Annotated in this window: 27 protein-coding genes, 1 tRNA gene and 1 pseudogene; 16 read left to right on the top strand and 13 right to left on the bottom strand. The window is 46.7% G+C overall.

The genetic code is table 11. From position 1 onward, the window contains the following. Positions 1-61: 61 nt before the first annotated feature. From C504_RS0103290 to C504_RS0103245, 10 genes are all read left to right on the top strand, one after another. Positions 62-2,362, top strand: a complete 2,301-nt coding sequence (locus C504_RS0103290) for a sensor histidine kinase NtrY-like (RefSeq protein ID WP_018687880.1) — start codon at positions 62-64, stop codon at positions 2,360-2,362. Beyond that, positions 2,359-3,720, top strand: a complete 1,362-nt coding sequence (gene ntrX, locus C504_RS0103285; RefSeq protein ID WP_018687879.1) for a nitrogen assimilation response regulator NtrX — start codon at positions 2,359-2,361, stop codon at positions 3,718-3,720. The genes C504_RS0103290 and ntrX overlap by 4 nt, the downstream gene beginning before the upstream one ends. A 6-nt stretch (positions 3,721-3,726) precedes the next feature. Continuing rightward, positions 3,727-5,103 (top strand): Trk system potassium transporter TrkA, encoded by a 1,377-nt coding sequence (gene trkA, locus C504_RS0103280; protein ID WP_018687878.1) that lies wholly within the window; start codon positions 3,727-3,729, stop codon positions 5,101-5,103. Positions 5,104-5,123: 20 nt separating this feature from the next. Then, positions 5,124-5,993 (top strand): D-amino-acid transaminase, encoded by an 870-nt coding sequence (locus tag C504_RS0103275; protein ID WP_018687877.1) that lies wholly within the window; start codon positions 5,124-5,126, stop codon positions 5,991-5,993. 133 nt (positions 5,994-6,126) lie between these two features. Next, positions 6,127-6,378 carry an RNA chaperone Hfq gene (hfq, locus tag C504_RS0103270; RefSeq protein ID WP_018687876.1) on the top strand — a complete coding sequence of 84 codons (252 nt, stop codon included), beginning with the start codon at positions 6,127-6,129 and terminating at the stop codon, positions 6,376-6,378. Between the two features lie 20 nt (positions 6,379-6,398). After that, positions 6,399-7,766, top strand: coding sequence for a GTPase HflX (gene hflX / locus C504_RS0103265; RefSeq protein ID WP_083923121.1), 1,368 nt, complete (start codon positions 6,399-6,401; stop codon positions 7,764-7,766). Between the two features lie 3 nt (positions 7,767-7,769). Further along, positions 7,770-8,819, top strand: coding sequence for a DNA polymerase III subunit delta' (locus C504_RS0103260; protein WP_018687874.1), 1,050 nt, complete (start codon positions 7,770-7,772; stop codon positions 8,817-8,819). Between the two features lie 152 nt (positions 8,820-8,971). Further along, positions 8,972-10,504, top strand: a complete 1,533-nt coding sequence (gene metG, locus C504_RS0103255; RefSeq protein WP_018687873.1) for a methionine--tRNA ligase — start codon at positions 8,972-8,974, stop codon at positions 10,502-10,504. Then, positions 10,504-11,298, top strand: coding sequence for a TatD family hydrolase (locus C504_RS0103250; RefSeq protein ID WP_018687872.1), 795 nt, complete (start codon positions 10,504-10,506; stop codon positions 11,296-11,298). Before metG ends, C504_RS0103250 begins: the two co-directional genes overlap by 1 nt. Further along, the gene (locus C504_RS0103245; RefSeq protein WP_018687871.1) at positions 11,291-12,106 is read left to right on the top strand and encodes an MBL fold metallo-hydrolase; all 816 of its coding nucleotides are present in this window, start codon (positions 11,291-11,293) and stop codon (positions 12,104-12,106) included. Before C504_RS0103250 ends, C504_RS0103245 begins: the two co-directional genes overlap by 8 nt. On the opposite strand, the gene C504_RS0103240 is transcribed toward C504_RS0103245, so the two are convergent. Next, positions 12,076-12,684 carry a class I SAM-dependent methyltransferase gene (locus C504_RS0103240; protein WP_018687870.1) on the bottom strand — a complete coding sequence of 203 codons (609 nt, stop codon included), beginning with the start codon at positions 12,682-12,684 and terminating at the stop codon, positions 12,076-12,078. The two genes, C504_RS0103245 and C504_RS0103240, sit on opposite strands and share 31 nt — an antisense overlap. A gap of 223 nt (positions 12,685-12,907) precedes the next feature. Here C504_RS0103240 and C504_RS0103235 point away from each other — a divergent pair, with 223 nt between their 5' ends. Further along, a complete protein-coding gene (locus tag C504_RS0103235) occupies positions 12,908-13,375 on the top strand; it encodes a YbaK/EbsC family protein (RefSeq protein ID WP_018687869.1) in 468 nt (155 codons plus the stop codon). A gap of 56 nt (positions 13,376-13,431) precedes the next feature. Here the strand turns inward: C504_RS0103235 and C504_RS0103230 are convergent, their stop codons facing one another. The 5 genes and pseudogenes from C504_RS0103230 to sugE form a co-directional block, all read right to left on the bottom strand. Then, positions 13,432-13,797: a DUF1801 domain-containing protein gene (locus C504_RS0103230; RefSeq protein WP_169385077.1), complete on the bottom strand. Its 366-nt coding sequence runs from the start codon at positions 13,795-13,797 to the stop codon at positions 13,432-13,434. A 15-nt stretch (positions 13,798-13,812) separates the two neighbouring features. Next, positions 13,813-14,042, bottom strand: a pseudogene (locus C504_RS17095) (DUF4287 domain-containing protein). A gap of 43 nt (positions 14,043-14,085) precedes the next feature. Beyond that, on the bottom strand, positions 14,086-14,592 hold the full coding sequence (locus C504_RS0103220) for an SRPBCC family protein (RefSeq protein WP_018687866.1): 507 nt from the start codon (positions 14,590-14,592) through the stop codon (positions 14,086-14,088). Then, positions 14,582-14,926: an ArsR/SmtB family transcription factor gene (locus tag C504_RS0103215; RefSeq protein WP_018687865.1), complete on the bottom strand. Its 345-nt coding sequence runs from the start codon at positions 14,924-14,926 to the stop codon at positions 14,582-14,584. Before C504_RS0103215 ends, C504_RS0103220 begins: the two co-directional genes overlap by 11 nt. Before the next feature lie 83 nt (positions 14,927-15,009). Continuing rightward, entirely contained in the window at positions 15,010-15,333 is a 324-nt protein-coding gene (gene sugE / locus C504_RS0103210) for a quaternary ammonium compound efflux SMR transporter SugE (protein WP_018687864.1), read from the bottom strand. Positions 15,334-15,594: 261 nt separating this feature from the next. Here sugE and C504_RS0103205 point away from each other — a divergent pair, with 261 nt between their 5' ends. Beyond that, the gene (locus C504_RS0103205; RefSeq protein WP_018687863.1) at positions 15,595-16,179 is read left to right on the top strand and encodes a biotin transporter BioY; all 585 of its coding nucleotides are present in this window, start codon (positions 15,595-15,597) and stop codon (positions 16,177-16,179) included. Continuing rightward, positions 16,176-16,598 (top strand): DUF1284 domain-containing protein, encoded by a 423-nt coding sequence (locus C504_RS0103200; protein WP_018687862.1) that lies wholly within the window; start codon positions 16,176-16,178, stop codon positions 16,596-16,598. Before C504_RS0103205 ends, C504_RS0103200 begins: the two co-directional genes overlap by 4 nt. A 3-nt stretch (positions 16,599-16,601) precedes the next feature. On the opposite strand, the gene C504_RS0103195 is transcribed toward C504_RS0103200, so the two are convergent. Further along, a complete protein-coding gene (locus C504_RS0103195) occupies positions 16,602-17,486 on the bottom strand; it encodes a DMT family transporter (RefSeq protein WP_018687861.1) in 885 nt (294 codons plus the stop codon). 183 nt (positions 17,487-17,669) lie between these two features. Here C504_RS0103195 and mazG point away from each other — a divergent pair, with 183 nt between their 5' ends. Further along, complete coding sequence (mazG, locus tag C504_RS0103190) at positions 17,670-18,497, top strand: nucleoside triphosphate pyrophosphohydrolase (protein ID WP_018687860.1); 828 nt, start codon at positions 17,670-17,672, stop codon at positions 18,495-18,497. On the opposite strand, the gene tmk is transcribed toward mazG, so the two are convergent. From tmk to C504_RS19065, 3 genes are all read right to left on the bottom strand, one after another. Next, the gene (gene tmk / locus C504_RS0103185; protein ID WP_018687859.1) at positions 18,492-19,211 is read right to left on the bottom strand and encodes a dTMP kinase; all 720 of its coding nucleotides are present in this window, start codon (positions 19,209-19,211) and stop codon (positions 18,492-18,494) included. The genes mazG and tmk overlap by 6 nt on opposite strands. After that, positions 19,208-20,329 carry a D-alanyl-D-alanine carboxypeptidase family protein gene (locus tag C504_RS0103180; RefSeq protein WP_018687858.1) on the bottom strand — a complete coding sequence of 374 codons (1,122 nt, stop codon included), beginning with the start codon at positions 20,327-20,329 and terminating at the stop codon, positions 19,208-19,210. Before C504_RS0103180 ends, tmk begins: the two co-directional genes overlap by 4 nt. Before the next feature lie 169 nt (positions 20,330-20,498). Then, positions 20,499-21,311 (bottom strand): septal ring lytic transglycosylase RlpA family protein, encoded by an 813-nt coding sequence (locus C504_RS19065; protein ID WP_425393367.1) that lies wholly within the window; start codon positions 21,309-21,311, stop codon positions 20,499-20,501. A gap of 522 nt (positions 21,312-21,833) precedes the next feature. Here C504_RS19065 and C504_RS0103160 point away from each other — a divergent pair. After that, a tRNA-Ser gene (locus C504_RS0103160) sits at positions 21,834-21,923 on the top strand. 243 nt (positions 21,924-22,166) lie between these two features. Here C504_RS0103160 and C504_RS0103155 read toward each other — a convergent pair. Beyond that, complete coding sequence (locus tag C504_RS0103155; protein WP_156815835.1) at positions 22,167-23,729, bottom strand: hypothetical protein; 1,563 nt, start codon at positions 23,727-23,729, stop codon at positions 22,167-22,169. Positions 23,730-23,883: 154 nt separating this feature from the next. Further along, on the bottom strand, positions 23,884-24,159 hold the full coding sequence (locus C504_RS0103150; RefSeq protein ID WP_018687852.1) for a hypothetical protein: 276 nt from the start codon (positions 24,157-24,159) through the stop codon (positions 23,884-23,886). A gap of 125 nt (positions 24,160-24,284) precedes the next feature. Here C504_RS0103150 and C504_RS0103145 point away from each other — a divergent pair, with 125 nt between their 5' ends. Beyond that, positions 24,285-25,487: a glycosyltransferase family 87 protein gene (locus C504_RS0103145; protein WP_018687851.1), complete on the top strand. Its 1,203-nt coding sequence runs from the start codon at positions 24,285-24,287 to the stop codon at positions 25,485-25,487. A 61-nt stretch (positions 25,488-25,548) separates the two neighbouring features. On the opposite strand, the gene C504_RS0103140 is transcribed toward C504_RS0103145, so the two are convergent. Beyond that, entirely contained in the window at positions 25,549-26,619 is a 1,071-nt protein-coding gene (locus C504_RS0103140) for a BMP family ABC transporter substrate-binding protein (RefSeq protein WP_018687850.1), read from the bottom strand. Between the last annotated feature and the right edge of the window lie 12 nt (positions 26,620-26,631).

The following is a 26,631-nucleotide window of genomic DNA, read 5'->3' as shown; positions in this document are numbered from 1 at the left end:
AAAATGGCCACATTCTGTTGCACAATCGCCTCAGTATTACTGGGCTGGATTGAATCGCTAAATGGTCTCTCTCGACAAGGAAATGATGACACCGGTTGCCGGTCTTGCTCCGGGCAGGGCTGTGTTGCGTTACGGCTTCATTCTGGTGTTTGCGGCGGTTATTGTTGCGATTGCCTCTTTCGTTATTCTTATTGGTCTGACACCCATTCTGCCAGATGACACCGTCGCGATTACGGCTGTTATTATTAATGGTATGTTTGTTGCGGGTCTGCTGCTGCTTATCGGTATCGAACTTAAGCGCATTAAAGATGCTCGTCGTTATGGCCATGCGGGTGCGCGTTTGCATGTGCGTATCGTCACACTTTTCTCGATTATTGCTGCCGCGCCAGCTTTGGCTGTTGCTATTGTGGCAGCCATTACTTTGGACCTTGGCTTGGACCGATGGTTTGAAATCCGCACACGGACAATCGTGGAATCATCCAAAGAAGTCGCGGAAAGCTATATCAACGAAAATGCGATCAATCTGCGCGATGCGTCAATCAATATGTCGTTTTCACTGGATAATCAGGTGCGCCTTTTTAGGCTAGATCAACGCGGTTTTCGTAATTTTCTGACACAGCAAGCCAAGGGGCGAGGCATGTTGGGCGCATCGGTTATTCGTCCTGACGGAACGGTCATTCACAGCGCTGATATTGAAACAAGTCAACCTTTACCGTTGCCGCCAGAAGATGCACTTGAGACAGCCAAAGATGGTGCGCCAGTGATTATTCCGCCCGGCGTGACCAATTTGGTGGGCGCGCTAATTATGTTACGCGAAATTGATAATGCGATGCTTTATACCGTGCGAAGCGTTGATGCTGATGCGCTTAATGCTGTTCGGCTCATGGAACAGAACCGGCTGGAATACAGTAACCTTGAAGGGAACCGTCCGGTTCTACAGCTTGCTTTTGCTATTCTTTATTTTGGGCTGACGCTGATCATGCTGCTTTCTGCAATATGGACCGGCATCGCTGTTGCGAACCGTATTGTGCGGCCGATTCGTCAATTGATCACAGCATCTGATGAAGTGGCGGGCGGGAACCTTGAGGTGCGGGTGCCTGTTCGTGCCAGCGACGGCGATGTGGCGCATCTGGGTGAAACATTCAATGATATGATTGTTCAACTCAAAACACAGCGTAATGACCTTTTGACAGCGCGCGACACAATTGATGAACGCCGACGGTTCTCAGAGGCTGTTCTTTCTGGTGTATCTGCGGGTGTTTTGGGTGTTGACCGTGCAGGTGTGATTCATGTCGCCAATAGTTCGGCGGCTCAAATTCTCGTTGGCAGCAATCAAGACATTATTGGCCGGCTGCTGAGTGACATATCACCGGCGCTTGCTGATTCTTATGCGGACATGGTTTCAAATGACCGTGATGATCTTCGTAGGCAAGTGACCTTCATTGATGGCGCAGGACGTGAGCGCGTGCTCAATGTACAACTGACACTAGAGCAAGAGCCTGCGGGCAGTGCAGAACATGGTCGTTCCGTCACAGACGTTTTAACGATTGATGATATTTCGGATCTCATGGAAGCGCAGCGCTCTAGTGCTTGGGCCGATGTCGCTCGGCGTATTGCTCATGAAATCAAAAACCCATTGACGCCTATTCAGCTTTCCGCAGAGCGTATACGCCGCCGGTTTGGCAAGCAAATTGCTGATGAGGACCGAAAAGTCTTTGACCAGTGTACAGATACGATCATCCGGCAGGTTGGTGATATTGGCCGTATGGTCGATGAGTTTTCATCATTCGCGCGCATGCCAAAACCTGTCATGCAAATGCAGGATTTGCGGACGGTTATCAAAGAGGCTGCTTTTTTAGTTGAAGTTAGCCGCAATGAAATCAAATTTGACCATGATTTGGGTGCAGGACCTTTAAAATGTCTACTCGATGATCGCCTAGTTGGTCAGGCTATTGGTAATGTCATCAAGAATGCATCCGAAGCTGTTGAAAGCCGGATTTTTGAAGGTCTGCTTGATAATAAAGAAGGTCATATTTTGATACGTGCCTATGGGGCCGGAGATCAATGGATTCATTTGGATGTAATTGATAATGGGCGCGGTTTTCCGAAAGCCAATCGCCAACGCTTGCTTGAGCCTTATATGACCACCCGAGAAAAAGGGACGGGGCTTGGGTTGGCGATCGTTCGGAAAATTATGGAAGATCATCATGGACGTTTGGAGCTTCATGATGCACCGCTTGAGCACCATGAGGGAACGGGTGCCATGGTGCGCATGATCTTCCCAAAAAGCGAAGCTGTGTTTGATGAACAGGCTGAAAATATAACAGATAAAAACACGACAAGTGTGGAGAATTCAGTATGAAAGCAGATATTCTCATCGTCGATGATGAAGCTGACATCCGTGATATCGTATCGGGTATTTTGGAAGATGAAGGACATGAGACGCGGACTGCTTATGATAGTGACAGTGCGCTGGCGGCAATTTCTGACCGTGTACCGCGCTTAGTGTTTCTTGATATTTGGATGCAGGGCAGCAAGCTTGATGGACTTGGGTTGCTTGACGAAATTCAAGCGATGCACCCCGGACTTCCGGTTGTCATGATTTCTGGTCACGGTAATATTGAAACGGCTGTGTCTGCTATTCGCCGCGGTGCATTCGACTATATTGAAAAGCCGTTTAAAGTGGATCGTCTTGTTTTGGTTACGGAGCGAGCGCTTGAAACAAGCTCTATGCGCCGCGAAATTTCCGAACTTAAAAAACGATCTTCTGACTCTGAAGAACTGCTTGGTAATTCTGCCGCGATGATGAATTTGCGCCAAAGCATTGACCGTGTCGCGCCAACCAATAGCCGTGTGCTTATCAAGGGACCAACAGGCGCAGGAAAAGAGCTTGTCGCACGGGCAATTCATGCTGCTTCATCGCGCGCTAGAAGTTCGTTTGTGTCGATTAATGCGGCTGCAATTACACCAAGCCGGATGGAAATTGAGCTGTTTGGTACAGAACCAGATGGTACAGAGCGCAAGGTCGGCGCGTTAGAGCAAGCGCATGGCGGTATTCTTTATCTTGATGAAATCGCTGATATGCCGCTTGAAACACAGTCTAAAATCTTGCGCGTTCTTGTTGAGCAAGAGTTTGAGCGGGTAGGCGGTGTCAGGCGCGTTAAAGTGGATGTGCGTATTATCTCATCGACTGCTTTTGATTTGGAAGCATTGATTGAAGAGGGCAAATTCCGCCGCGATTTGTTTAATCGGCTGGCTGTTGTGCCTATTGAAGTGCCACCCTTAACGGCGCGGCGCGAGGATATTGATGTTCTTGTTCAGGCCTTTATGAAGCAAATATCAGCTCAGACAGGTATTCGGACTAAAATCATAGACGATGATGCGATGGCTGTTCTGCAAGCGCATTCTTGGCCGGGTAATATTCGTCAATTACGCAACACCATTGAGCGGATCATGATTTTGACTCGCGATGAAAGCGATGAAATTCCGATCACTGTCGATAAATTACCTGCAGAACTCAGTGATAATTTACCCAAAGCGCCAACCGAGTCAGATACACACATTATGTCATTACCGCTGCGCGAAGCACGCGAGCGTTTTGAGCGTGATTATTTGTTGGCTCAAATATCTCGTTTTGGCGGTAATATTTCACGGACGGCTGAATTTATTGGTATGGAGCGCTCTGCACTACACCGTAAACTGAAGTCTTTAGGAGTTTAAACGCCTATGCGGGTTATTATTTGTGGCGCTGGACAGGTCGGTTACGGTATCGCGGAACGGTTGGCAGCAGAGGACAATGACGTTTCTGTTATTGATACGTCTGCGGCGTTAATCCAGCGTGTGCGTGATACGCTCGATGTGCGCGGTTTCGTTGGGCATGGGGGCCATCCGGATGTGTTGGCTGCAGCTGGTGCTGACGAAGCTGAAATGATCATTGCGGTTACGCTGTATGACGAAGTGAATATGATTGCTTGTCAGGTTGCGCACTCGCTTTTCGATGTGCCAACGAAGATCGCCCGTATTCGTGCGCAATCATATCTTCAAGATCAGTACCGTGACATGTTCAGCCGCGATAATCTGCCGATTGACGTGATCATTTCGCCAGAGCGTGAAGTGGGCGAAGTCGTGTTGAAACGCATTGCACTGCCCGGTGCAACGGACGTTGTTCAGTTTGCCGATGACAATGTGACGATGATGGCGATTGAGTGCCGCGAAGATTGTCCTGTTATCAATACGCCGCTTAGCCAGTTGAGCGAACTTTTCCCTGACCTTGGGGCAACGGTCACAGGTGTGTGGCGTAATGATAAGCTTTTCATTGCGAAATCAAGCGACCAGCTATTTGCAGGTGATCTTGTCTATGTGATTTCTGTCAAAGGACAGGTGCGCAGAACACTTGCACTGTTTGGCCACCAAGAAACACAGGCGCGCCGCATTGTATTTGCAGGCGGCGGTAATATCGGCCTTTATGCTGCTTCTCGATTGGAAAAGTCGGCGATTAAAGCCAATTTGAAAATCATTGAAGCAAACCGCACCCGCGCGGTTGATGTTGCTGACCAATTGCTTCGAACCATCGTCTTGCATGGCAGTGCACTCGATCAGCAGATATTGCGTGAAGCAGATGTGCAGGATGCCGACCTTATGGTTGCGCTCACCAATGATGATCAGGTTAATGTTTTATCGTCGGTTATGGCTAAAAGATTGGGCTGTAAATCAACGATGACTTTGATCAATGATTTGTCATATCAAAACTTTACAGCGGCGCTTGGTATTGATGCGCAAATTAATCCGCGTGCCGTGACCATATCGCGCGTTTTGCAACATATGCGCCGTGGCCGTATCCGCCAGGTACACTCTGTTCAAAAAGGTCAGGCGGAAGTCATAGAAGCGCAAGCTTTGGAAACGTCGCCGCTGGTTGGCAAACCATTGCGCGAACAAGAACTGCCTGAAGATGTGCGCATCGGTGCCATTTACCGCGAAGGTGTCGTCATCAAACCGGACGGTGACACAATTGTAAAAGCAAATGACCGTGTCGTCATGTTTGCCAAAACTTCTGCTGTTAAGAGTGTAGAGCAGTTGTTCCGCGTAAGTCTTGAGTTTTTCTAAGCCCTTGGAAGGGAAATACAATGTCGCGTATTGCTTATGTCAATGGATGCTATGTGCCGCATAACCAAGCGGCTGTGCATATTGAAGATCGTGGCTATCAGTTTGCTGATGGCGTCTATGAAGTGTGTGAAATTGCGGATGGTTATATCATTGATATGACGCGGCATCTTGCGCGCCTTAACCGCTCATTGAGCGAGCTTCAAATGGCGTGGCCTGTCGATAAGAAAGCCTTCGTGCGGATCGTCAAGGAAGTGGTGATACGCAACCGCGTGCGCAATGGTCTTGTCTATATTCAAGTTAGCCGCGGTGTGGCTAAGCGCGACCATGTTTTCCCTTCAGCCAGTGTTAAGTCGGCGCTGGTTATCACAGCGCGGCGTAGCGATCCTGTACAAGCAGATGAAAAAGCTCAAACTGGCGTTGGGGTTATCACTGTTCCAGAAAATCGCTGGGACCGAGTTGATATTAAAACGGTTGGTCTGCTGCCCAATGTTTTGGCAAAGCAGAAAGCAAAAGAGCAGGGTGCTGCTGAAGCATGGTTTATTGATGAAGATGGCATGGTGAAAGAGGGCGGTTCTACGAATGCGTGGATCGTCACTCAAGACGGCACGCTAGTGACGCGTCCTGCAGATCATGGCATTTTGCGCGGGATTACCAGAACAACAGCTATTGATGCAGCGGAAAAACTAGGCTTAAAAGTCGAGGAGCGCTACTTTTCTGTGGATGAAGCAAAAAATGCACGCGAAGCATTCATTACGGCTGCGACAACCATATTAATTCCTGTTGTATCTATTGATGGTGATTCTGTCGCAAATGGGCATGCAGGCTCAATAACTGAGCAGCTACGCATTCAGTTTCGTATCGAGGCAGAAAAAACATCTGTCTATAGGTAACGCAGTAGGCAGTTTTTTCTAATAAAGGTACAGCAATTGACGTTGACGTACTGGTGATAATTGAAAATATGCTTATACATGGGCACCTTGAGGTTACGAGTTTGATTGCAAGCTCATTTTACACGGTAAGAAAATGGCAGATAGATCACAAAACTTACAGGACCAGTTTTTAAATTCGGTCCGAAAGCAAAAAATTTCACTGACAATTTTCCTCGTAAACGGCGTAAAGTTGACAGGTGTTGTTACCTCATTTGATAATTTCTGCGTTTTGTTGCGTCGTGATGGTCATGCGCAGCTTGTTTATAAGCATGCCATTTCAACAATCATGCCGGGCCAGCCTGTGCAAATGTTTGAAAGTGAAACGGCTAATCAAGGCGACGAGTAATCGGCTCCCCATTTGATGATATTGATGGCGATGAAGACGCCAAAGGACCTCGCGGATCAATTGATCACGCGGTAGAGCCAACACGCGCAATTGTCATTGCGCCGGATATTAGCCAGAGAAATCAGGCAAAATCTACTTTTGCAAACGGCGCTATCGAGCGCAGCGCTGCTGAACGATTGGTTGAAGCGGAAGGTTTAGCGCTCGCGATCGATCTGGTTATTGCACATTCTGCTGTCATTAATGTTGCAAAACCACGCCCCGCAACCTTGCTAGGGTCTGGTAAAGTTATTGAATTAGCGGAAATCGTAAAAGCCGAAAACGCGAAATTGGTCGTCATTGACCATGCATTGACACCTGTTCAGCAGCGTAACCTTGAAAAAGAGCTGCATGCTAAAGTGGTTGACCGTACAGGTCTTATTTTAGAAATTTTTGGTCGCCGTGCGCGAACCAAAGAAGGCTCTTTGCAAGTTGAGCTCGCGCATTTGAACTATCAGCGTGGCCGTTTGGTCCGTTCATGGACACATTTGGAGCGTCAACGTGGCGGTGCTGGCTTTCTGGGTGGCCCTGGTGAAACGCAGATTGAGGCTGATAGACGGCTTCTGCGCGATAAGATTAAAAGCCTTGAGGTTGAGCTTGAAGCTGTGCGCCGCACACGCACGCTACACCGTGCCAAGCGCAAAAAAATACCGCTGCCTGTTGTTGCATTTGTTGGTTATACCAATGCGGGAAAATCCACGCTTTTCAATCGTTTAACGGGCGCAGATGTTCACGCAGAAGATATGTTATTTGCAACGCTAGACCCAACATTGCGGCGCGTTCAATTGCCCGGTGGCACATGGATTATTTTGTCCGATACTGTGGGCTTTATTTCCGATTTGCCAACACACCTCGTTGCGGCCTTCCGTGCGACACTTGAAGAAGTGCAGGAAGCCAATCTCGTGCTGCATGTTCATGATGCCGCCGATAGCGCTGTATCCGCTCAGGCCGATGATGTGCGGCAGGTTTTGAAAGATCTTGAAATTGATCCTGAAGACACATCTCACATCATTGAAGTGTGGAACAAGATTGATGCACTTTTGCCTGAAGACCGTGAAGCGATACAAAAACGCATGGTTCCGAGTAAGGGCGATACGCTCAACCAAGTTGCGGTGAGTGCGCTTGATGGCACTGGATTGCCGGATTTACTCGCGCTTATTGAACAAAAAATTGCTGGGTCGCTTGTTTCACGCACTGTAGAAATTTCACCTGACCATTTTGCCGACGTTGCTTGGCTTTATGAAAATGGCATTGTGCGCGGCCGTGAAGCGCTTGATGATGGTATGATTGTTGTGCGTGTGGATTTGACGCCTGAAAACTCTGAAGCCTATGATCGAAGAACCAAAGGTTAGGATATGGCTGCGCAAGAAATCGAATTTCCTGAGTTTTTTGATAGTCTTGATGAAATTTCGCCGCCATGTGCTGCGACCTCTCTCATCGGCCATGAAACGGCGATGGAACAGATATTTTCAGCAATAACTGGTGGTCATCACGCATTGATATTGGATGGTGAGCAGGGGATAGGCAAGGCGAGCGCTGCCTTTCTTACTGCAAATGCTGTGCTTGGAAATGTGCCGCTTGATGATGTTCAAGCCCTTTATCAATGCAATGAAAATACAGGCACATATCGCCAGATTGCACAGAACGTGCATCCCAATATGCTCTATTTAACCCGTCCTAAAAAAGATGACGGCAAGGGATTTAAGACGGTTATTACCGTTGATGAAGTGCGCCGTTTGCAGCGCTTTCTCGGCATGACGTCTTCGGCTGGTGATAAACGAATCATCATTATCGACAGTCTTGGCGATATGAATCGCAACGCTGCCAACGCTGTTCTTAAATTACTTGAAGAACCGCCTGTAAATACATTGTTTTTGCTTGTTTGTCATGGCTTGGGCGGTATCTTGCCAACCATTCGTTCGCGATGCCAAGTGGTGCGGTTTCAACCACTTGATAATGAGCAAGTGAAAACTGTTTTAAATAAGGTTGCGGGCACGCTTCTTGATTCAGATCAGATTCCGCAGCTTACTGCCTTGTCTGGTGGCTCTGTTCGCCATGCGTTGTTAATGGCGCTTAATGGCGGGGTGGAGCTGAAAGAGAATCTCGATCTGTTTTTAACGTCTGTGCAGTTTGATACGGCACGCGCGCATAAGCTTGCAGAGGTCGCAGGAGCGCGGGGCAGCGATACGCATAATATTTTGCTGCGTCAGATGATGTTTGAGTCCATTCAGCAAGCGGCGATACAGGCTGCTCATAATGGCAATGTTCACCGTGCTGCGCAGATTGCAAGGTTTGACGAAGAGTTCGGCGAGCGCGCACGTATGGCCGATGGTTTTAACCTCGACCGCAAGCAAGAGTTTCTCATCATGGCCAATAAGGTGCATGCATTGCTGCATACGGCGTAGTTTAGCGCCTCACCCATGATTTGAGCGCTATTGCCTTGTTGATGTGAGACTGCGTCAAATATCTCGAAAAATTTGAACAAGTTGCAATTTCAATTCGGGACAATTTGTTCTAAAGCTCCGCTACAAATTTCAATACGATCAGATTGTAGCTTATGAGCGATAAATTCTTCATCACGACGCCAATTTTCTATCCAAACGGTGTTCCGCATATCGGCCACGCCTATACTGCGATTGCCACGGATGTTCTCGCACGTTTCCAGCGCCTTGATGGTAAAGATACCTTCATGTTGACCGGAACGGATGAGCACGGGCAAAAAATGCAGCGCACAGCAGAAGAGCGCGGAATTACGCCGCAGCAATTGGCTGATGAAAATGCAGCTGTATTTCAAAAGATGGTTGAGACATTTGGCTGTTTGCACCGTGAGTTTATTCGCACGACTGAAGATCGTCATGCCAAGGCCGCACAAGCGCTTTGGAAAAAGATGGAAGCCAATGGTGATATCTATTTAGACACCTATGGCGGCTGGTATTCTGTTCGTCAGGAAGCCTATTTCGACGAAGCTGAAACTACGGTCGGCGAAGATGGTGTGCGCCGCGAGCCGCTTGGCTCTGAAGTTGAGTGGGTGGAAGAGGAAAGCTATTATTTCAAGCTTTCTGCCTATGGTGACAAACTATTAGAATATTACGAAAAGCACCCCGATTTTATTGCGCCGCCTGAGCGCCGCAATGAGGTGATGAGTTTCGTTAAAGGTGGTTTGCGTGATTTATCTGTTTCGCGCACGACATTTGATTGGGGCATTCCTGTTCCAGGAAATGACGATCATGTCATGTATGTTTGGGTTGATGCGCTGACCAACTATATTACAGCAGCAGGCTATCCGGATGAGCAGGGGGCTGATTGGAGCTATTGGCCTGCGACCCATATTATCGGCAAAGACATTATCCGTTTTCACGCCGTTTATTGGCCTGCATTCTTGATGTCGGCAGGCATTGAATTACCAAAGCGAATTTACGCGCATGGCTTTCTTTTCAGCAAAGGTGAAAAGATGTCGAAATCAGTTGGCAACGTGATTGATCCGTTCGAACTGGTTGATGAATTTGGTCTCGATAAAGTGCGCTATTTCTTTATGCGAGAAGTGCCGTTCGGCAATGATGGTTCTTACAGCAATGACGCGATCATTACGCGCACCAATGCTGATCTTGCCAATGGTCTTGGTAATTTGGCACAGCGTTCATTGTCTATGATTGCTAAAAACCTTGATGGTGTTTTGCCAGAGCCAGGCGCTTTACAGCCTGAAGATAAAGCATTGATCGGCCTATGTGTGCCAGCTTTGGAAACAGCGCGTGCCGCGATGGACAAACAGCAAATACATAAAGCGCTCGAAGCTGTTTTTGATGTTGTGACCGCTGGTGATCGCTATGTCGATACAATGGCGCCGTGGGGCCTTAAAAAGACCGATCCTGAACGTATGGCGACTGTGCTTTATACGGTTGCAGAAACCGTGCGCCGCATTGCCATTATGTGCCAGCCAATCATGCCGGAATCAGCCGGTAAATTGCTCGATCTTGTGGCTGTGCCAGACGATCAACGTAATTTTTCTAATATCGAAGACGCACTTGTTGGCGGCATATCATTGCCTAAGCCGGAAGGTGTTTTCCCGCGCTATGTGGAGACAAAAGCCTGATGCCTGCACTCGTTGACAGTCATTGCCATTTGAACTTTCCCGACTTTGCGCCAGAGCTAGATGCGGTTGTTGAGCGTGCTCGTAGCGCTGGTTTGGTGCGGATGGTGACCATATCCACGCGCGTGCATGAGTTTGATAAGATACGCGCCATTGCTGACGCTTATGACGATGTGTACTGCTCGGTTGGCACACATCCGCACAACGCCGATGAAGAGCTTGATGTAATGACGAGCGATCTCGTCGCGCATGCTGAGCACCCCAAAGTTGTTGCTATTGGCGAGGCGGGGCTTGATTATTTTTACGACAATGCACCTGTTGAAGCGCAAAAGATCGGCCTTATTCGCCATATAGATGCAGCACGTGAAACCGGATTGCCTTTGGTTATTCATGCGCGTGCGGCGGATGATGATATGATGCAAATCTTGCGTGATGAAATCGCTAAAAATGGTGCGTTTCCGTTTGTGCTTCATTGCTTCTCATCGGGCAAAGCGCTTGCCGAATGCGGTGTTGAACTTGGCGGTTATGTATCGTTTTCAGGTATTTTGACATTCAAAAACAGCCAAGAAATTCGCGATATCGCCAAAGACATTCCGCTTGACCGCATGCTCGTAGAAACCGATGCGCCTTATCTTGCGCCGCCGCCACACCGTGGTCAGCGTAATGAGCCAGCCTTCGTCGTAAATACAGCCAAAGTGCTCGCTGAAACGCTGGATGTTTCTTTTGAGGCCATCGCTCAGCAAACGACATCAAATTTCTATAATTTATTTTCCAAGGTGCCACGTCACGATGGTTGATAAAGACGGAAGATTGCAAGTGACCATCTTAGGATGCGGTTCATCGCCAGGCGTGCCGCGCCTTAATGGTGATTGGGGCAATTGCGATCCAAATAACACTAAAAACAATCGTTTGCGTGCTGCGGTTCTTATTGAGAGAATTGCGGAAAATGGCGACAAAACGGTCGTTTGTGTCGATACTGGTCCTGATTTTCGTGCGCAGATGATTGCGGCCCAAGTTCAGCAATTGGATGGGGTTGTTTATACGCACGCGCATGCAGACCATGTGCACGGTATTGATGATTTGCGCACATTTGTGATCATGCAAAAACAACGCATGAATATTTATGCCGATGATCTGACGACTGAACGATTGCGCGATGGTTTTGCCTATTGTTTTGAGACGCCTATTGGCAGTTCTTATCCGCCAATTTTGCACCCGCACCGGATTAAACATGACGAGCCATTTACAATAGATGGAGCAGGGGGCGCATTAGAATTTGTACCGCTTGTTCAACAGCACGGCAGCATTCATTCTTTGGGCTTTCGAATAGGTGAGTTTGCCTATTGTTCTGACGTGTCTGCTTTTCCAGAAGCAACGCTTGAAAAAATGGCCGATCTTGATGTGTTGATTATCGATGCCTTACAATATCGTGAGCACCCAAGCCATTTATCGCTGGAGCAAAGTTTGCAAATTATCGAACGTTTAAAGCCTAAACGCGCATATTTAACGCATATGCATATTCCGCTGGACTATGAAACTGTGCTGCGCGAGACGCCGGATAATGTAGAGCCTTGTTATGATGGGTTGATCATAAAAACATCATAACGCGTTGATTTTCCTAATATTTGATGGGAATATTTTCGTATGCCGTTCATCGGATCAGCTTTTGCCGGCCATTTGAGAACGACACGCTTTTGCGCATGTTCTAGCGCGACTTGCATTAATTCGACAGCATCGTCATCAGTCCCAACGATTTCACGAACTTGGCGCAGCTCACGCTTGACCAGAGCGGAGTTTTTACGTGGAGGATGCATCGGATCGATTAAAATAGACTCGCATTTTAGCTCAGGCAAAACGTCTTTGGCATCGCCTTTAATCAGGGTCATACGACCAATAATGTCTCGGAATTCACCACCTTCGTTCAAAGCGCGTTCCATGCCTTGAGCCAATAAAGCATGCATTTCTTGCGAGCGTTCTATCATTGTAACGTGCGCGCCGAGCGATGCTAACAGGAATGAGTCGCGACCCAAACCAGCCGTTGCATCAACAATTGTGGGCGTAACGCCAGAACGGAAACCCATTGCTTTGGGCAAATCTTGTTTTCTTCCGCCGCCAAAGCGAAGCCGATGAGCGACAGCGCCACTGACGAAATCTACCTGCAACTCTCCAATATTCTGCGTCATATGTGGCTTATCGCTATTTTCGTATGCTTCAAATTAGCCAATGATTTAACCCATTTGATGCAAATTCCAATTGCTTTTCTATATGTCGTGTTGATTAAAGTGAGATTTGGAGCTTGTGTATATGCATTACCTATCCAAGATAGATACACATTTTAGTTCCATAATCTATCTTATGCGACAATTGTATGTAGCTGTAAGTATTCAGATTGTTTTGAGGATACCGATGTCAAAGAGCGTGAAACGTGTCGAGCAAGCCATTCTTCATCTAAAGCTTAGTGCTTCAGTGCAGCGTATGCCGGAAACAACACGAACGGCAAAAGACGCTGCTGTAGCGTGCGATTGTAGTGTTGGGCAGATCGTGAAGTCCATGATATTCGAAGGTGTCGAAACAGGTACGTTGAAGCTGCTGCTTGTCAGTGGCCAGCACAATTTTGATCTCGATAAAGCTCCTGAGCTGTTTGGAGAACCGTTGATGAGAGCCGACCCGAAGCGCGTCCGTTCAGAGACAGGTTTTGCAATTGGCGGTGTGTCGCCCATTGGCCATTTATGCGAAATTGAGACATGGATGGACGACAAGCTTTTGGACTATGGGATCGTTTGGGCAGCAGCGGGTGCGCCAAATGCTGTTTTCAGTGTAGCGCCAGCGGATTTGAGCATGGCGACGAAGGCTAAGACTTTTAGGGTTGCCTGATTCCAATTGTTGATTTGAACTCCCGCTCCTATTTTAAACCAGTTTAACGCTCATCTTTACGCAAGATCAAAAGCAACAGCCTGTTTTATGAAATGAGCCATCGCTATATTTGGATATTCGTCAATGCTTGAAACTCGCACTGTGCGAGACCGTTTACCTGAACCTGTCAGTATTTCAAAAGGATCTTCAAATTTTCCGCCAGCCGTAAAGGAAAACGTGATGCCAGCTTTGGTTGGGCTAATGGCTACAATGTCCCTTTTTACCTTATAAACAGGAACAGAGTAATATTTCTCTGTTCCTCCTCGCATACGTAGTGATGCTTCAGGTGCTATCCTAGCCATCTGTTCACAGAAGCGAAGAACGATGAGTTTATGGTTCGCAAGTACACGCTCTTGGAGAAAATGATTATATAGATCGCTCATAAGCATCAAAACCCATCACTTAGAAGCCTTGTTATTCTTGGCTAAAGTATGAGCCACCAGAGCGTTGGCATGGCCATGGCCCATTGCGTGGTTCTCCTTTAAAAAGCTAACGAGCTCCATATGTTTGTTGCTCGCCTTTTGGCTCAACAGTTCAATCCAATCTTCGACTGGACGACCATATTTTTCTCGATTGAAGGGAAATAGGATGCTGGTCCCTTAACAGGTGCTTCGTTATTCTTGCTCATATTGATCTCCATTAGCTACTTTTGTGCCTTAAACTCGCCTCTCCTACTTTTGAGCAAGCGTCACAAGAAGTTCGTCTAGGCGTTCCAATGTAGACGTCATGCCGTCTTGCATGCCCATGTCTATTATCTGTTCGAGTGCCCGCGTAGAATTGTAATAGCCAATCGTCTGGACAAGACAGTTCCCTGATTTTTCAGTAAAAGTGACGTCCCATTTTGATCTCGGCAAGTCTGGATTCAACGCTCCTGATGCGTCGCAAAAACCGTCTAGTGCCGTATAATTTTCGATTGGAGTTATGGTTTCATAGTCCAATCTTGACCAGTATTCCTGTCCATCTGGGTCAATCATTACATAGTGCCAATACCCACCCTCTTTGAAATTCATAAAGCTGGTTTTTGTTGTGAGCGGTTTGGGTGCAAACCATTTATCGAGGAGCTCGCTTTTTGTGTAACAGTCCCAGACCTGTTGCCTGCTGGCTGCGAATTCCTTTTTGATAGTTAGAGTGTTTTTTTGTTTGTCGACGAGGAAGTCAAATTGCAATTTAGTATTCATTTTTATCTCCGTTCAATTCATTAAGTAGACTGTCGAGATTTTCATAACGACGTTCCCAAATTTTACGCTGTTCATCGAACCATTTTTCAACATCAGCCAACCTTTTTGCTTTGATTTCGCAGGTTCTCACGCGGCCGATTTTTCTTGATTCAATTAGTCCAGAAGATTCGAGTACACCGATGTGCTTCATGAAGGATGGCAAAGCCATATCGAATGGCGCTGCAAGTTCACTGACCGTTGCCGACCCTTTGCCAAGTTGCTGAATGACTGCGCGGCGTGTTGGGTCTGCCAAAGCGTGAAATGCGGAATCTAAAGTGTTACAATTGTTATCCATATGGCTAACTATAATGATAAGTAATAGTTAGGTCAATGGGTAAGTTTTAATTCTGATAATGTGAGTTTAGTTTGACCCGTTGTTCAAGTCGATGAACTTGAGATTTTCATGAGAATGATCCCTGCCAAGATTAAAGCGCCGGCAGTCAATCGCATTGGCGTCACACTTTCTCCAAGCAACACGATGCCCACAATAAACGCGCCAACTGCGCCAATTCCTGTCCAAACAGTGTAAGCAGTACCCAATGGCAGTGAGCGCATAGCAATCGAAAGCAATGCAAAACTAGCGACCATTGTAATGATGGTGATCGTGCTGGGCACAAGCAGCGTAAAGCCTTCAGACTTTTTCATGAAGAACGCCCAAACAATTTCGAACAGTCCTGCCAATACCAAATATATCCAAGCCATTTTGTACCCCTTAGTGATGGGGTCGTCCCCGAATATTCCTGATAAGGCGCAGGTCGTCCTGCACACTCTCATAATATGAAATTCAGTGGCATTGTTCAAGCTGATGTAATTTTTTAAGCGGCAATTGCGCAGGATTAACTTACAAAGACGAGTTTTATATATCTTTGGATGACTAGCGTGTCGTCATTGCATTTAATTGCATTAGGTTTTGTGTGCCGTTAAAGACTGCTCAACAAATAATTCTTTGGAGAAGATACGTCCATGACACAATCAAGTACTTTGAATGTCGCTGCTAACCCGCTTAACCTTCAGCAAAGGTCCCTCGCCTGGCAAGTAACTGCCGTTGTCCTCGGCACGGTCTTTCTCGCAGTGTCTTCCTATATTGAAGTACCAATGGTGCCTGTTCCAATCACAATGCAAACATTCGCTGTCGCATTGGTCGGTGCGCTTTATGGATGGCGTTTGGGCGCAATCACAGTCACAGCTTGGCTTGTTGAAGGCGCAATGGGTTTTCCTGTTCTTGCAGGTGGCGCGGGCGGTCTTGCTCGTTTCGCTGGCCCAACAGCTGGCTATTTGTTTGCCTTTCCAGTTGCCGCTGCTGCGGTTGGTTGGCTCGTTGAAAAAGGTTGGAACGGCAACCATTTGTTCCTAGCGTTTCTCGCTATGCTCATTAGCAATGCAATTTGCTTGGTTCTTGGCGCGACATGGCTTTCCTTTATGATTGGTGCGGAAAAAGCGTTTACTTTGGGCGTAACACCATTTTTGTTGGGTGCAGTGCTTAAATCAGGTTTGGGTGCAGCCACACTTAAATTCGCCACATGGGGCAGTGCTCGTCAACGCACATGACCGTTAGGCTTCGCTCACACCACCTCCTCTGCCTGCTTACCTATGTGGGCAAAGGATATAGCGATGCATTTATCGAAAATTACGATAAGATTGCAGAGCGGCTTTGTGATGGCGAAGATATTATAATCGTTGCGGGGCCAGATGATATTTGTGCCCCGCTTCTCGATGACACTGATGCCCATTGCTGGCGAGACAGTGTCGTTTTGCGCGATAAAGCGGCGGCCACAGCACTGACTGCAGAGCTCGGCACACCTATCGAGGTTGGCGCAACGATTTCTCTTGAACCTTCAGCTTTGCGCAAAATGCGTGATGGCTTTGTCAAAGGCACAGTCAGGCAAGCATGCACGGAATGCGAATGGCATGATTTGTGTACGAACGTCGCAGCATCAAATTATGAAAATGCCAAAGTCGACAGATAAAACTCAGACCGCTTTTGACGGCTTTTTTGTCTGCCTGAGTGCGAAACCAATAAATCCAGTCGCGAGCAAGAGTGCCAAACCGAATAGGCTTAAATGGTCAGGCACAGTGTCAAAAATGATGATTCCCAAAATAGTGGCAGAGAGCAATTGCACATAAACAAGCGGTGCTAGCCGTGATGCATCTGCCATTTTAGTTGCGGTTACATATAATAAATTTCCAATGGCTGAAAATGCTGCGCTTAAAAAGACAAGCATACCTATATTAAAATCAATCTGCGGGGTTTCCGGAATTCCCCACGGTGCCAAGAGCACAGCACCAACGACAAGATTTGATAAAAGAAGGCTGCGTGAATTTGATAAATGGGAGAGCCATTTTGTTGAAACCAGAAAGCAGCCATAAAGCAGGCCAGCAGTGACAGCCCATACGTGGCCGATAGTCAGGCCAAAACCTGGTTTGACGACAAGCAACACACCGCAAAATCCGACAAAAAGAAGCGCTGTTCTTGTGCCCGATATAGGCTCTTTTAATAGCCAGCCTGCTAGAAAATAAGAAATAATCGGTCCAATAAAAAAAGCTGCGAAAACATCGGCAATGGGCGTCGTTGAAAGTGCGGTTAATATGCATACCACGCCAAGCATTAGAAAAATACCGCGGAGCCAAATGCGCCAGTCGGTCATGATTTTAAAATTAAATTGGCGTCCTGCATAGGCAGCAATGATTAGAAGTGACCCAAGTGCAAAGCGGCTCCAAGCAACAAAAACTGGTGCAATAGCCCCCTGCTGCGTCATGCCTGATGTCATCCATTTGCCTGCGGTGTCACCAGCAGGAATAAACATCATACCAAAGGACATTATGAGTGCGGCTTTGACCAACATTGTTTTATTCATCAGATGCCGCACGCTCACGCTGTTCTTGTAAAGCGCATTTTTGCCACATCAAAAGCAACTTTCACAAGGTCCATTAAACCTCATTCAGTACGCTTACAGCACATTGTAATGGCAAGCCTGATAGGTCTTTGGACAAACTGCGTTAGGGCGTGACAAACGCGTTAATTTCGTCAATCTAAGGATATGGAACCTTCAAATGATATAAAGCGTCTCATCGACATTATGGCGCGTTTGCGTGATCCGCAAAATGGCTGTGCTTGGGATGTTGAGCAAACCTTTGAAACAATTATGCCTTACACGATTGAAGAGGCTTATGAAGTTGCTGATGCCATTGAGCGCGGCGACATGGATGATTTGGCCGACGAACTTGGCGATCTGTTATTGCAGGTCGTCTATCATGCGCGGATAGCCGAGGAAGCAGGCTTGTTTGCCTTTGGCGATGTTGTTCATGCGGTCACAGACAAGATGATCCGCCGACATCCGCATGTGTTTGGTCCAGAAAATACCCGCAGCATGACAATGGCCAAAGGCATGTGGGAGAAGGTCAAGGCGCAAGAAAAGGCAGCCAAAGCACAGCGACAACTTGAATCGGGCGCGATCGAGAAGCGCCCTTCTCTGCTGGATGATGTGCCACGCGTACAACCATCGCTGATGCGTGCTCTTAAAATGCAAAAGAAGGCCGCGACCGTTGGTTTTGATTGGTCCGAGGCGGAACCTATTCTCGACAAAATCAGTGAAGAGATGGATGAGCTGCGCGAAGCAATGCAGAGCAAAGATCAATCACATATTGCCGAGGAATATGGTGATTTGCTTTTTGCGATGGTCAATCTGGGCCGTCATTTGGGCATTGAGGCAGAAACAGCGCTTGCAGGAACGAATTTGAAATTTAGCAGGCGGTTTGCATTCATCGAAGATCAATTGGAGCAACAAGGCAAACCAATCAAAGATGCCAGCTTGGATGAAATGGAAGCGCTTTGGCAGTTGGCTAAAACTGAGTTGAAGCCTTTATAAGCCGCTCTTGGCTTTATCTTTGTTTCGCGCATCGTGCAGGTCAAAACCAGCTTCGATTAAAGCTGTTTCTACGATAGACCAAATTTGATCAGCGATTTCTTCGACGGTGCCTGATGCATCAACAACTTTGCAGCGCTCCGGTTCGGCTGATGCAATTTTTAAAAATGCTTCTCGGCGTGCTTGATGCTTTGCCAGCGTTTCGCGTTCAAAGCGATCAACATCAACATTGTCTTCTCGTCGTTCGGCTGCACGTGCCAGACCAATCGCAGGGTCCATATCTAAGATAAGCGTAATGTCAGGGCTTGTTTCATTGATTGCGACGCGTTCCAGTGTTGATAAAAAGTCCTGATCTAAATCGTTGGATGCGCCCTGATAAACACGCGTTGAATCCATAAAACGGTCAATGATGACCACATCACCGCGTTTCAATGCTGGTTTGATGACGCTCTCGACATGGTCAAGGCGCGCAGCTGCAAATAGCAACGCTTCCATTTGGGCCCCAAATGGTTCTGCGGCCGCTTTATCGAGCACGACATGGCGCACAGCTTCTGCACCTGCAGTTCCGCCCGGCTCACGCGATATCGTTGGTGAAAAATCCAGTTCGGCTAAACGCTGGGCAAGCTTGCGTATCTGCGTGGTTTTGCCAACGCCTTCGCCGCCCTCAAAGCTTATGAAAAAGCCGGACCGTTTTCGTTTGTTTGTCTTCTTGCTCAATTCTTGATCCAGCCAATCGCAAGTTCAGTGATCGCATCAAGCGCTTGTCTGTGAATTGGACCTTTGGCAATAGTTTCAGCTGTAAACAGTGGTGCTTGTTGAGCCAGTTGATCGCCAATATAAACGTTCAATGTTGCGATTTCGACGCCCTCTTCAACCGGCGACGCAATTGGTCCTTCATAGACAATGCGCGCTTTGAGTTTATCGCGATTTGTCAGCGGCACTAAGATCGTAACCTTGTCATGCGTCTTTACTGGGACATGAAGCTGTGCACCGCCATAAAGACGCGCCTGCCCTATGACTTCGTCCTTCTTAAACAATGTGTAAGGCTCAAAGGCACGAAGCCCCCATTGAAGCATGCGGCGTGATTCTTCTGCGCGATCTCGATCACTCTCAAGGCCGCTCATGGCGACGATTAAACGGCGACCATCTTGCTTAATAGAACCAACGATTGCGTAGCCTGAATCTTCTGTAAAACCTGTTTTAAGCCCGTCAGCGCCGATATCCATATTGATCAATGGATTGCGGTTGCGTTGCCGTATTTTGTTCCAAGTAAATTCTGTTTGAGAATAATATTTGTAATATTCAGGATATTCCCGCTGAAGATGCAGCGCCAATTTTATCAAATCGCGCATAGAGGTTTTTTGGTCTGGATGCGGCAAGCCTGTCGAATTGTAGAAAATAGAATCTGTCAAACCGATTTGTTTCGCGCGTTCGCTCATCAGACCTGCAAAGGTTTCTTCTGATCCCGCCATACCTTCCGCGATAATGATGCAGCCATCATTGGCAGACTGTACAATGACGCCTTGAATCAAATCTTCTAATGGAATGGAGGATTTGAGTTCTGCAAACATCGTTGATGTGCCCGATGGTGCACCACCTGTGCGCCAAGCGTTTTCGCTGACATAAAATTCGTCTGTCAGGCTTAGCCGGCCCGTTTTTAAGGCGTTAAAAACCACTTCCATCGTCATCAATTTGGCAAGTGATGCGGGCGGTATCTGTTCAGCTTCGTTTTTTGCGAAAAGAATAGAGCCTGTTTCTACGTCAATCAGCATTGCTTGTTTGGCGCGCGTTTCAAACAATTGCGCGTGCGCACCCGTAGAAACGGCAAAAAGCATGATTAAAGCGAGTGAAAGTGCCGCAACAAGCCTCTGCAAATGGCTGTTTGACGTTAAGAAACTAGATTTAAGTGAAGTAATCATAATTAATCAGGAACACTCTGAAGCAAAGGAATGTCCCTTGTAGCGCGTGCCAGATCAGCATTGCAAATATCAATTTTAGTTTTGGTTAGTTGCGCGCGTTCATGCGCTTCCAAAGAAGGCTGGCTTTTTCGGTTTTATAAATGTCGAAAGCGGCACTAACGCGCTGTGTTGCATAGGCAGACACAGGCACATGTGGGCGCGGTGCTGGTATATTCGAGCCAGATGCTGTCAGAACATTTGCATCAACGCCCGGCAAAGGCATAATCGGGTTTCCGGGCAGTCCTTGCATAGAAGCCATCAAATAATCATCATCGCGGCCGTGCAATGGCGCTGGTCCGACATATTCGACTTTCACTTCAGCTGTACCCAGAAGCGTATAGTCCAAAATTTCAGCAGCGCGTTTTGAAAGATCGATTACGCGGTCGTTTGAAAATGGGCCGCGATCATTCACACGAACAATAACAGAATGACCATTTTTAACATTTGTTACACGGGCATAGCTCGGCAGCGGCATTGTTTTATGTGCTGCCGTTAAATGGTTCATGTCATAGACTTCACCATTGGCTGTTTTGCGTCCGTGAAATGCTTTTCCATACCAAGAAGCACGTCCAAACTGAACTGGCTTCGGGGTTTCTGTCGGATGGTAGCGTCGGCCTTTTACAACATAGGACGAGCCGATTTTCAGATATCCGCCGCCCCTCGGTAATTTGGTGCCGGTTGCAACACGTGGGCTGGCAGAAACACCATAGGCGCTTTCGGTGAAGTTTTCTTCACCTGAAGTTGCGCCATTGTCGATTGCGCCGGGCGTTGTAAAGTCAATCTTTGTGCGCGGCGTGCCGGATTTCGTGCCAATATGGGACGTAGATGATGTACACGCAGATAAAACGGCACTGCCCAATATAAGGCATGCCCAAGATTTGATTCTATTTTTATATAATATGTCCACCATCGATGGTTGGCATACACAAAAGCCTGTTTTTAGCCAAGTCTAAAAGACCACAGCTTAAATCACATTTTCTAACAGGGTTATTTTGTTATTAATGAGCAGCCATGCGCGCTTTATCCGTCTAGCCGCCTTCGCAAACTCATTTCAGTGCTCTCTTGGTTCTATATTCCAATGGAAATTTACCGCCAAGAGAATGATTCAAATGAATATTTTGCCAAATAAGAGGCTTTTAAAAGCCATGCCGCTCAATTGTTTGCCTGCATGTACTGTGTTGGTAAGCAAAATGATTCCCAAAAATGCGCTGGCCCCTGTAATTTCATTCAACATATGTCCGTTCAGTTGCGCATATTGGCAATATTTACGCCCTTAACACACTCCGGATCCTCTGGATTTGAAGAAAATCAAAAAAATCTTGCATCAATGGCGGATTGATCTTGCGGTCATCGAATTGTCATGCCATTAGGAGCGCGGTTTGGAGGGGTGGCCGAGCGGTTTAAGGCACCGGTCTTGAAAACCGGCGTGCGTGAGAGCGTACCGTGGGTTCGAATCCCACCCCCTCTGCCATTTATTTGGCAAACCAAAATCAAAGCGTCCTTCGGGGCGCTTTTTTTGTTTGCTGTGATATTCAGCCCCATTTCTGACCCCACTCCAACTTTTATTTATTTGTTACTCTATCGATTCTTTCTCGGTTTAAGTTTCATGTGGAGGCAAAGAAAATTTCGAAACGTAAATCTTATATGGTTAAGCTTGACGAATAGGAGGAAGATTGATTGCGGCGCACGGTTGTCTTTTGATTTGGTAGGTGCATCAAGTTTTGACCACCAGATGGTAACCTTCTATTTCATTACGTTGATAACCAACTTCATTTTCATAAATTGATATCTCGATTTTGTGTTTTTGACAGAATGGCTTGACGAATGTGTCGGCGTCAAAAAGTGCAGCTGCGCAATTTCCTGTTCCAAGTATTCGTTGAATGACAAATTCATGCCTGCCATTGCTTTCGATCGTGCAAACTTGTGCACCAAGCCAATACGCGATGTCTGCACCAAACATTTTTATTCGTCGAACAAAACAAATCCGATCAAGTTTGCCGAGCGGTTCTTTCTCTATTTTCTCAAAAGATAGCTTTAGGTGCCCTTCGTTCACTTTAGTTAAGTAAAAAGCTTGTGACACACATTCACCCAACTGGTAAAAATCCGAAAGCGAAAACTTTTCCTCGGGTAAATCAAATGCTTTCCAAATGGCCGAAATAATATGTAGTTTACTGACAAGGTGAACAACTGGCTCAATCAATGAAGTTATTAACGCTCCTTCAGTTACTTTGAAAGCTGCTGAGCCTAATTGCGTTTTGAGAGTGAATTCTGAAACGGGTCCGGAAAACGCAATTAAAAAGTCATTGAGTTGTCGCCATTGTTGAGCGTGGAGTTTTGCATTGTAGTCTATATTTAAAGTTACAGTTTCCTTTTTACCTGTACTAATACGCATTTCTATTCCGTTGCCAATGAACCTGACTTTGGAATGGTCATTAAATACGAATTGGGCAGGAGGCGTTATTAATTGACCCACAATTTGGTTTGAGGGAATGCCATCTTCATCTAAATTTGCCAAAGTGCAAAAATCGCCACTACTTTTTGAAATTACAGCTTTAAATTTGGTTCCAGTGGGTAGCTGTTGTATAACACGCTCAATTCCAAATCTTTTCTGGAAAATTTTTCCCTTAGATATTGTCGCAGCAGACAGGCCTATTGACGCGTCCAAAAGCTGTTCAATTTCCTCTCCATTTATAGAGAACTCCATCCGGTGAGATCCGGTATCAACTCCGAGATTCTTCCTCTGGTCAGATTTTTTTTGAGCGTATTCTACTCCTGAAGAATATTGTTTCAGGACAGAGTTTAAATAATTACGGACGCAATACGCCTCACTATAACAAATTTCTGTCCAGCTATTATCGACGGTAAATGACGATGCAGCATTAGTCTCAACAAATTGCCCAGCAAGTGTTAGTTTCCTCAGCGCCAGTTCGAAGAAATCATCGAGCACATGTTTGGCGAATAGGCCGACCACCTCTTGATCATTATTCAATTTCATCACAATTAAGAAGGCGGGACCATTATACGAAGTCAAACGCTGCAGCGCTCTTAGTTTGATTTTTACGCGGGAATTATCGTGCCAAAGCGTTTTTAATTGTACTTTTGCAGATAAAATATCGTCCGCCAGATCTTGAAAATCCTCTTTAGCGACATCTTCATTGGTGGCATCCAGAAGGTAATCCCACCCTGCCCGATCTTCCGTGGATTTGTTAACAACTAACCCAGCGCAATAGGTTGGGAACTTACGTTCCCCCGAAGTTCCAAGTTCATCAGAGCTCAACGATCTTTTCTTAGCCACCTCGTCCCCCAAGAGAATCATAATCGAGAAAGCTTATCTGTATTACTAAGCTAGTAGCAATCTGTCCCTCAATTTGAATGGTGGATTAGTGCATGAATTGTTTCGGATAAAATGAACTCTGCTGGCCAAGATTAAATTACCAAGCTCCCCCGCCATCACTAAAATTCCGGTTGATGTCCTGCTCAACTCTGCTCTCCGTAGCCTTTGCAGCGCCATTGGCTTCATTAAATAGAGATAGCAAGCTGTGGATCTTTTGAACTGTTGTCGCGATTGTGGCATCAACACCAGACATATCAATTGTAGGCTTTCCGTTGGCGCTGAGTGCGTCAGAGAATTTTGCTACATTTCCATTTCCATTGCCTGCTTGCTGGCCAACATCACTGAAAGTACCATTATTTATTTGGCAACCCAAAATCAAAGCGCCCTTCGGGGCGCTTTTTTGTGCAATTTATACATTGTGTGCAATCTTCCCGTTTACGCCCCGTAAAAGTCTGCCTGCTAAACAGGTTTCAATGTTTTAAATGGTAGGAACGCACTATGCTAAGCAGCATTAGAACCGGCGCTTGGATTGATAAAGACAGGTTACTTTTCTATCCGGCAGTGATCGTCGTGTTTACGATCGCTGCAATGACATATGTGCTTGCTTCCAACGGGTGGATGTTGCCCAGCGGTGCACCTTATGGTTCTGACTTTATCAGCTTTTGGACTGCTGCGCGTGAGGCTGTTGCGGGAAATCCACTCGTTCCCTATGAACGCTCTCAGTTTGAGCCAGCTCAATTGGCCTTGTTCCCCAAAAGCGTTTACTTCGCCTTTTTCTACCCACCACACTACTTGATGTATTTAATGCCACTTGGTGGATTGTCCTATTATGCAGCTTTTGCGCTCTGGGTATTTGTAACATTTGGTGCTGCGTTTTGGGTGCTTGTTCAGATCGCAGGAAAACCCAAACATTTATTTTTGTTGGCACTCGCCTTCCCTGCAACTTTTTTGACAATCTCACACGGACAAAACGCGTTTCTTTCTGCTGCTTTGTTTGGCGGCGGGCTTCTTTTGCTGGAGCGCCGTCCCATTCTCGCAGGTGTGTTGTTCGGGCTTTTAACTTTTAAACCGCAATTAGGTTTGCTTATTCCTTTGATTTTACTCGCTGGCGGTCATTGGCGCGTGATTATTTCTGCCTGTGTCACGCTTGTCATATTGGTGCTTCTTTCAGCTCTTGTGTTTGGCATTGAGGTATGGGGATCGTTTTTTGCGCAGGCAGATTATGCCGTTTTGACAATGCGCGAAGGGCTCGTGAGCTGGGCAAAAATGATCTCTATTTATGCTGGATTACGCATCTTTGGGTTCGGTGATTCTATTGCCAGTATTTTGCATTGGCTTATCGCTGCCTTTGTCGCCGCCGTTACATTCTGGGCATGGTTGCCGCGTAACAAGATTGATCTTAACCTTAAGAAAGCGCTGGTTTTAACGGCAGCTTTAATCGTGACGCCTTTCGGGCTTAATTACGATATGTTTTTGCTGGCACCGGCTACTGCTTTTGTTGTTGTGCACGGTATGGAAGCAGGTTTTATGCCTTATGAAAAATCAACATTAGCGATGATATATTTCTCACCGATATTTGTTTTATTATCCATGGCAGGCGGTTTTTCACTCGCGTCAATCTTCCTAATTATTATGTTCGCTCTGATTTTAATAAGCATGCGATGTGACACCAAACATAACGCAGCAGTAGCAGTTTTATAGCGACCAAATAAAAAGGCGCCGCACTTACTGCGACGCCTTTAAAATCAGATATATCTAAATCTTATTGCGGCAACTTATCGTCAACGCCTTTGATGTAGAAGTTCATGCCCAACATTGTTCCAATATCGGCTTTGTCGCCTTCTGCAAGCCATTCAGAGCCGTCTTGCTTGGTAATTGGACCAGTAAATGGCTCCAATTCGCCAGACTTGATTTTCTCTTCAGTTTCTTTTGCCATCGCAGCGACATCATCAGGCATGTTGGCATATTCTGCCATGACAACATTGCCTTCAGCCAAACCGTGCCACACATCCTGTGATTTCCATGTGCCATCAAGCACTGCACCAACGCGCTCTACATAGTAAGGCGCCCAATCGTCAATAATCGCAGTTAGCTGTGTCTTCTTGCCAAATTCGATCATGTCTGATGCTTGACCAAATGCTTTAATGCCACGTTCTTCTGCAACTTGCATTGGTGCCGTTGAGTCTGTGTGCTGTGTGATAATATCAACACCTTGGTCGATGAGTGATTTTGCTGCGTCAGCTTCTTTGCCTGGGTCGAACCATGTGTTGGCCCATACAACTTTCACTTTGAAGTCTGGGTTTACAGATTGCGCGCCCAACATGAATGAATTGATGCCGCGTACAACTTCTGGAATTGGGAAAGAGCCAATATAGCCTGCTTCACCTTTTTCAGACAATTTTGCTGCGATCTGGCCCTGAATGTAACGGCCTTGATAGAATTTAGACGAATATGTCGCCACATTTTCTGTGTCGCGCTTATAGCCTGTTGCATGTTCAAATTTCACATCAGGAAACTTTGCAGCAACTTTGTTGGTTGGGTCCATGTAACCAAATGATGTCGTGAAAATGATGTTACAGCCCGACCGTGCGAAACGCTCAATGGCGCGCTCTGCGTCAGCACCTTCTGGAACGCTTTCTAGGTAAGCCGTTTCAACTTTATCGCCATAGGCTTCTTCGACAGCCAAAAGACCTTGGTGGTGCTGATAGCTCCATCCGAAGTCGCCAATTGGTCCAACATAGATAAAGCAAGCTTTAGCATCGGCCGCCATCGCGCTGCTGGCGAATAAAGTAGCTGCTGCTGCTCCCAATATTGTTTTTGTAATTTTTTTCATTTCAAACCTCTG

This window comes from Ahrensia kielensis DSM 5890 (assembly GCF_000374465.1).
In the GTDB taxonomy this organism is placed as follows: domain Bacteria; phylum Pseudomonadota; class Alphaproteobacteria; order Rhizobiales; family Rhizobiaceae; genus Ahrensia; species Ahrensia kielensis.
The sequence above is the reverse complement of the archived record's forward strand: the minus strand, read 5'-3'. Positions and strand labels throughout refer to the sequence as shown.

Excerpts from the sequence above, each read along its gene's own strand:
- C504_RS0103250 (WP_018687872.1), top strand. The coding sequence starts at position 10,504 with ATGCCTGCACTCGTTGACAGTCATTGCCATTTGAACTTTCCCGACTTT.
- C504_RS0103290 (WP_018687880.1), top strand. The coding sequence starts at position 62 with ATGGTCTCTCTCGACAAGGAAATGATGACACCGGTTGCCGGTCTTGCT.
- C504_RS0103215 (WP_018687865.1), bottom strand. The coding sequence starts at position 14,926 with ATGGATAACAATTGTAACACTTTAGATTCCGCATTTCACGCTTTGGCA.
- C504_RS0103200 (WP_018687862.1), top strand. The coding sequence starts at position 16,176 with ATGACCGTTAGGCTTCGCTCACACCACCTCCTCTGCCTGCTTACCTAT.
- trkA (WP_018687878.1), top strand. The coding sequence starts at position 3,727 with ATGCGGGTTATTATTTGTGGCGCTGGACAGGTCGGTTACGGTATCGCG.
- C504_RS0103205 (WP_018687863.1), top strand. The coding sequence starts at position 15,595 with ATGACACAATCAAGTACTTTGAATGTCGCTGCTAACCCGCTTAACCTT.
- C504_RS0103230 (WP_169385077.1), bottom strand. The coding sequence starts at position 13,797 with ATGAGCGATCTATATAATCATTTTCTCCAAGAGCGTGTACTTGCGAAC.
- C504_RS0103195 (WP_018687861.1), bottom strand. The coding sequence starts at position 17,486 with ATGAATAAAACAATGTTGGTCAAAGCCGCACTCATAATGTCCTTTGGT.
- C504_RS0103275 (WP_018687877.1), top strand. The coding sequence starts at position 5,124 with ATGTCGCGTATTGCTTATGTCAATGGATGCTATGTGCCGCATAACCAA.
- C504_RS0103180 (WP_018687858.1), bottom strand. The coding sequence starts at position 20,329 with ATGCTTTTTGCCGTTTCTACGGGTGCGCACGCGCAATTGTTTGAAACG.
- C504_RS0103260 (WP_018687874.1), top strand. The coding sequence starts at position 7,770 with ATGGCTGCGCAAGAAATCGAATTTCCTGAGTTTTTTGATAGTCTTGAT.
- C504_RS0103235 (WP_018687869.1), top strand. The coding sequence starts at position 12,908 with ATGTCAAAGAGCGTGAAACGTGTCGAGCAAGCCATTCTTCATCTAAAG.
- hfq (WP_018687876.1), top strand. The coding sequence starts at position 6,127 with ATGGCAGATAGATCACAAAACTTACAGGACCAGTTTTTAAATTCGGTC.
- metG (WP_018687873.1), top strand. The coding sequence starts at position 8,972 with ATGAGCGATAAATTCTTCATCACGACGCCAATTTTCTATCCAAACGGT.
- C504_RS0103145 (WP_018687851.1), top strand. The coding sequence starts at position 24,285 with ATGCTAAGCAGCATTAGAACCGGCGCTTGGATTGATAAAGACAGGTTA.
- C504_RS0103220 (WP_018687866.1), bottom strand. The coding sequence starts at position 14,592 with ATGAATACTAAATTGCAATTTGACTTCCTCGTCGACAAACAAAAAAAC.
- mazG (WP_018687860.1), top strand. The coding sequence starts at position 17,670 with ATGGAACCTTCAAATGATATAAAGCGTCTCATCGACATTATGGCGCGT.
- C504_RS0103140 (WP_018687850.1), bottom strand. The coding sequence starts at position 26,619 with ATGAAAAAAATTACAAAAACAATATTGGGAGCAGCAGCAGCTACTTTA.
- ntrX (WP_018687879.1), top strand. The coding sequence starts at position 2,359 with ATGAAAGCAGATATTCTCATCGTCGATGATGAAGCTGACATCCGTGAT.
- sugE (WP_018687864.1), bottom strand. The coding sequence starts at position 15,333 with ATGGCTTGGATATATTTGGTATTGGCAGGACTGTTCGAAATTGTTTGG.
- C504_RS0103240 (WP_018687870.1), bottom strand. The coding sequence starts at position 12,684 with ATGACGCAGAATATTGGAGAGTTGCAGGTAGATTTCGTCAGTGGCGCT.
- C504_RS0103245 (WP_018687871.1), top strand. The coding sequence starts at position 11,291 with ATGGTTGATAAAGACGGAAGATTGCAAGTGACCATCTTAGGATGCGGT.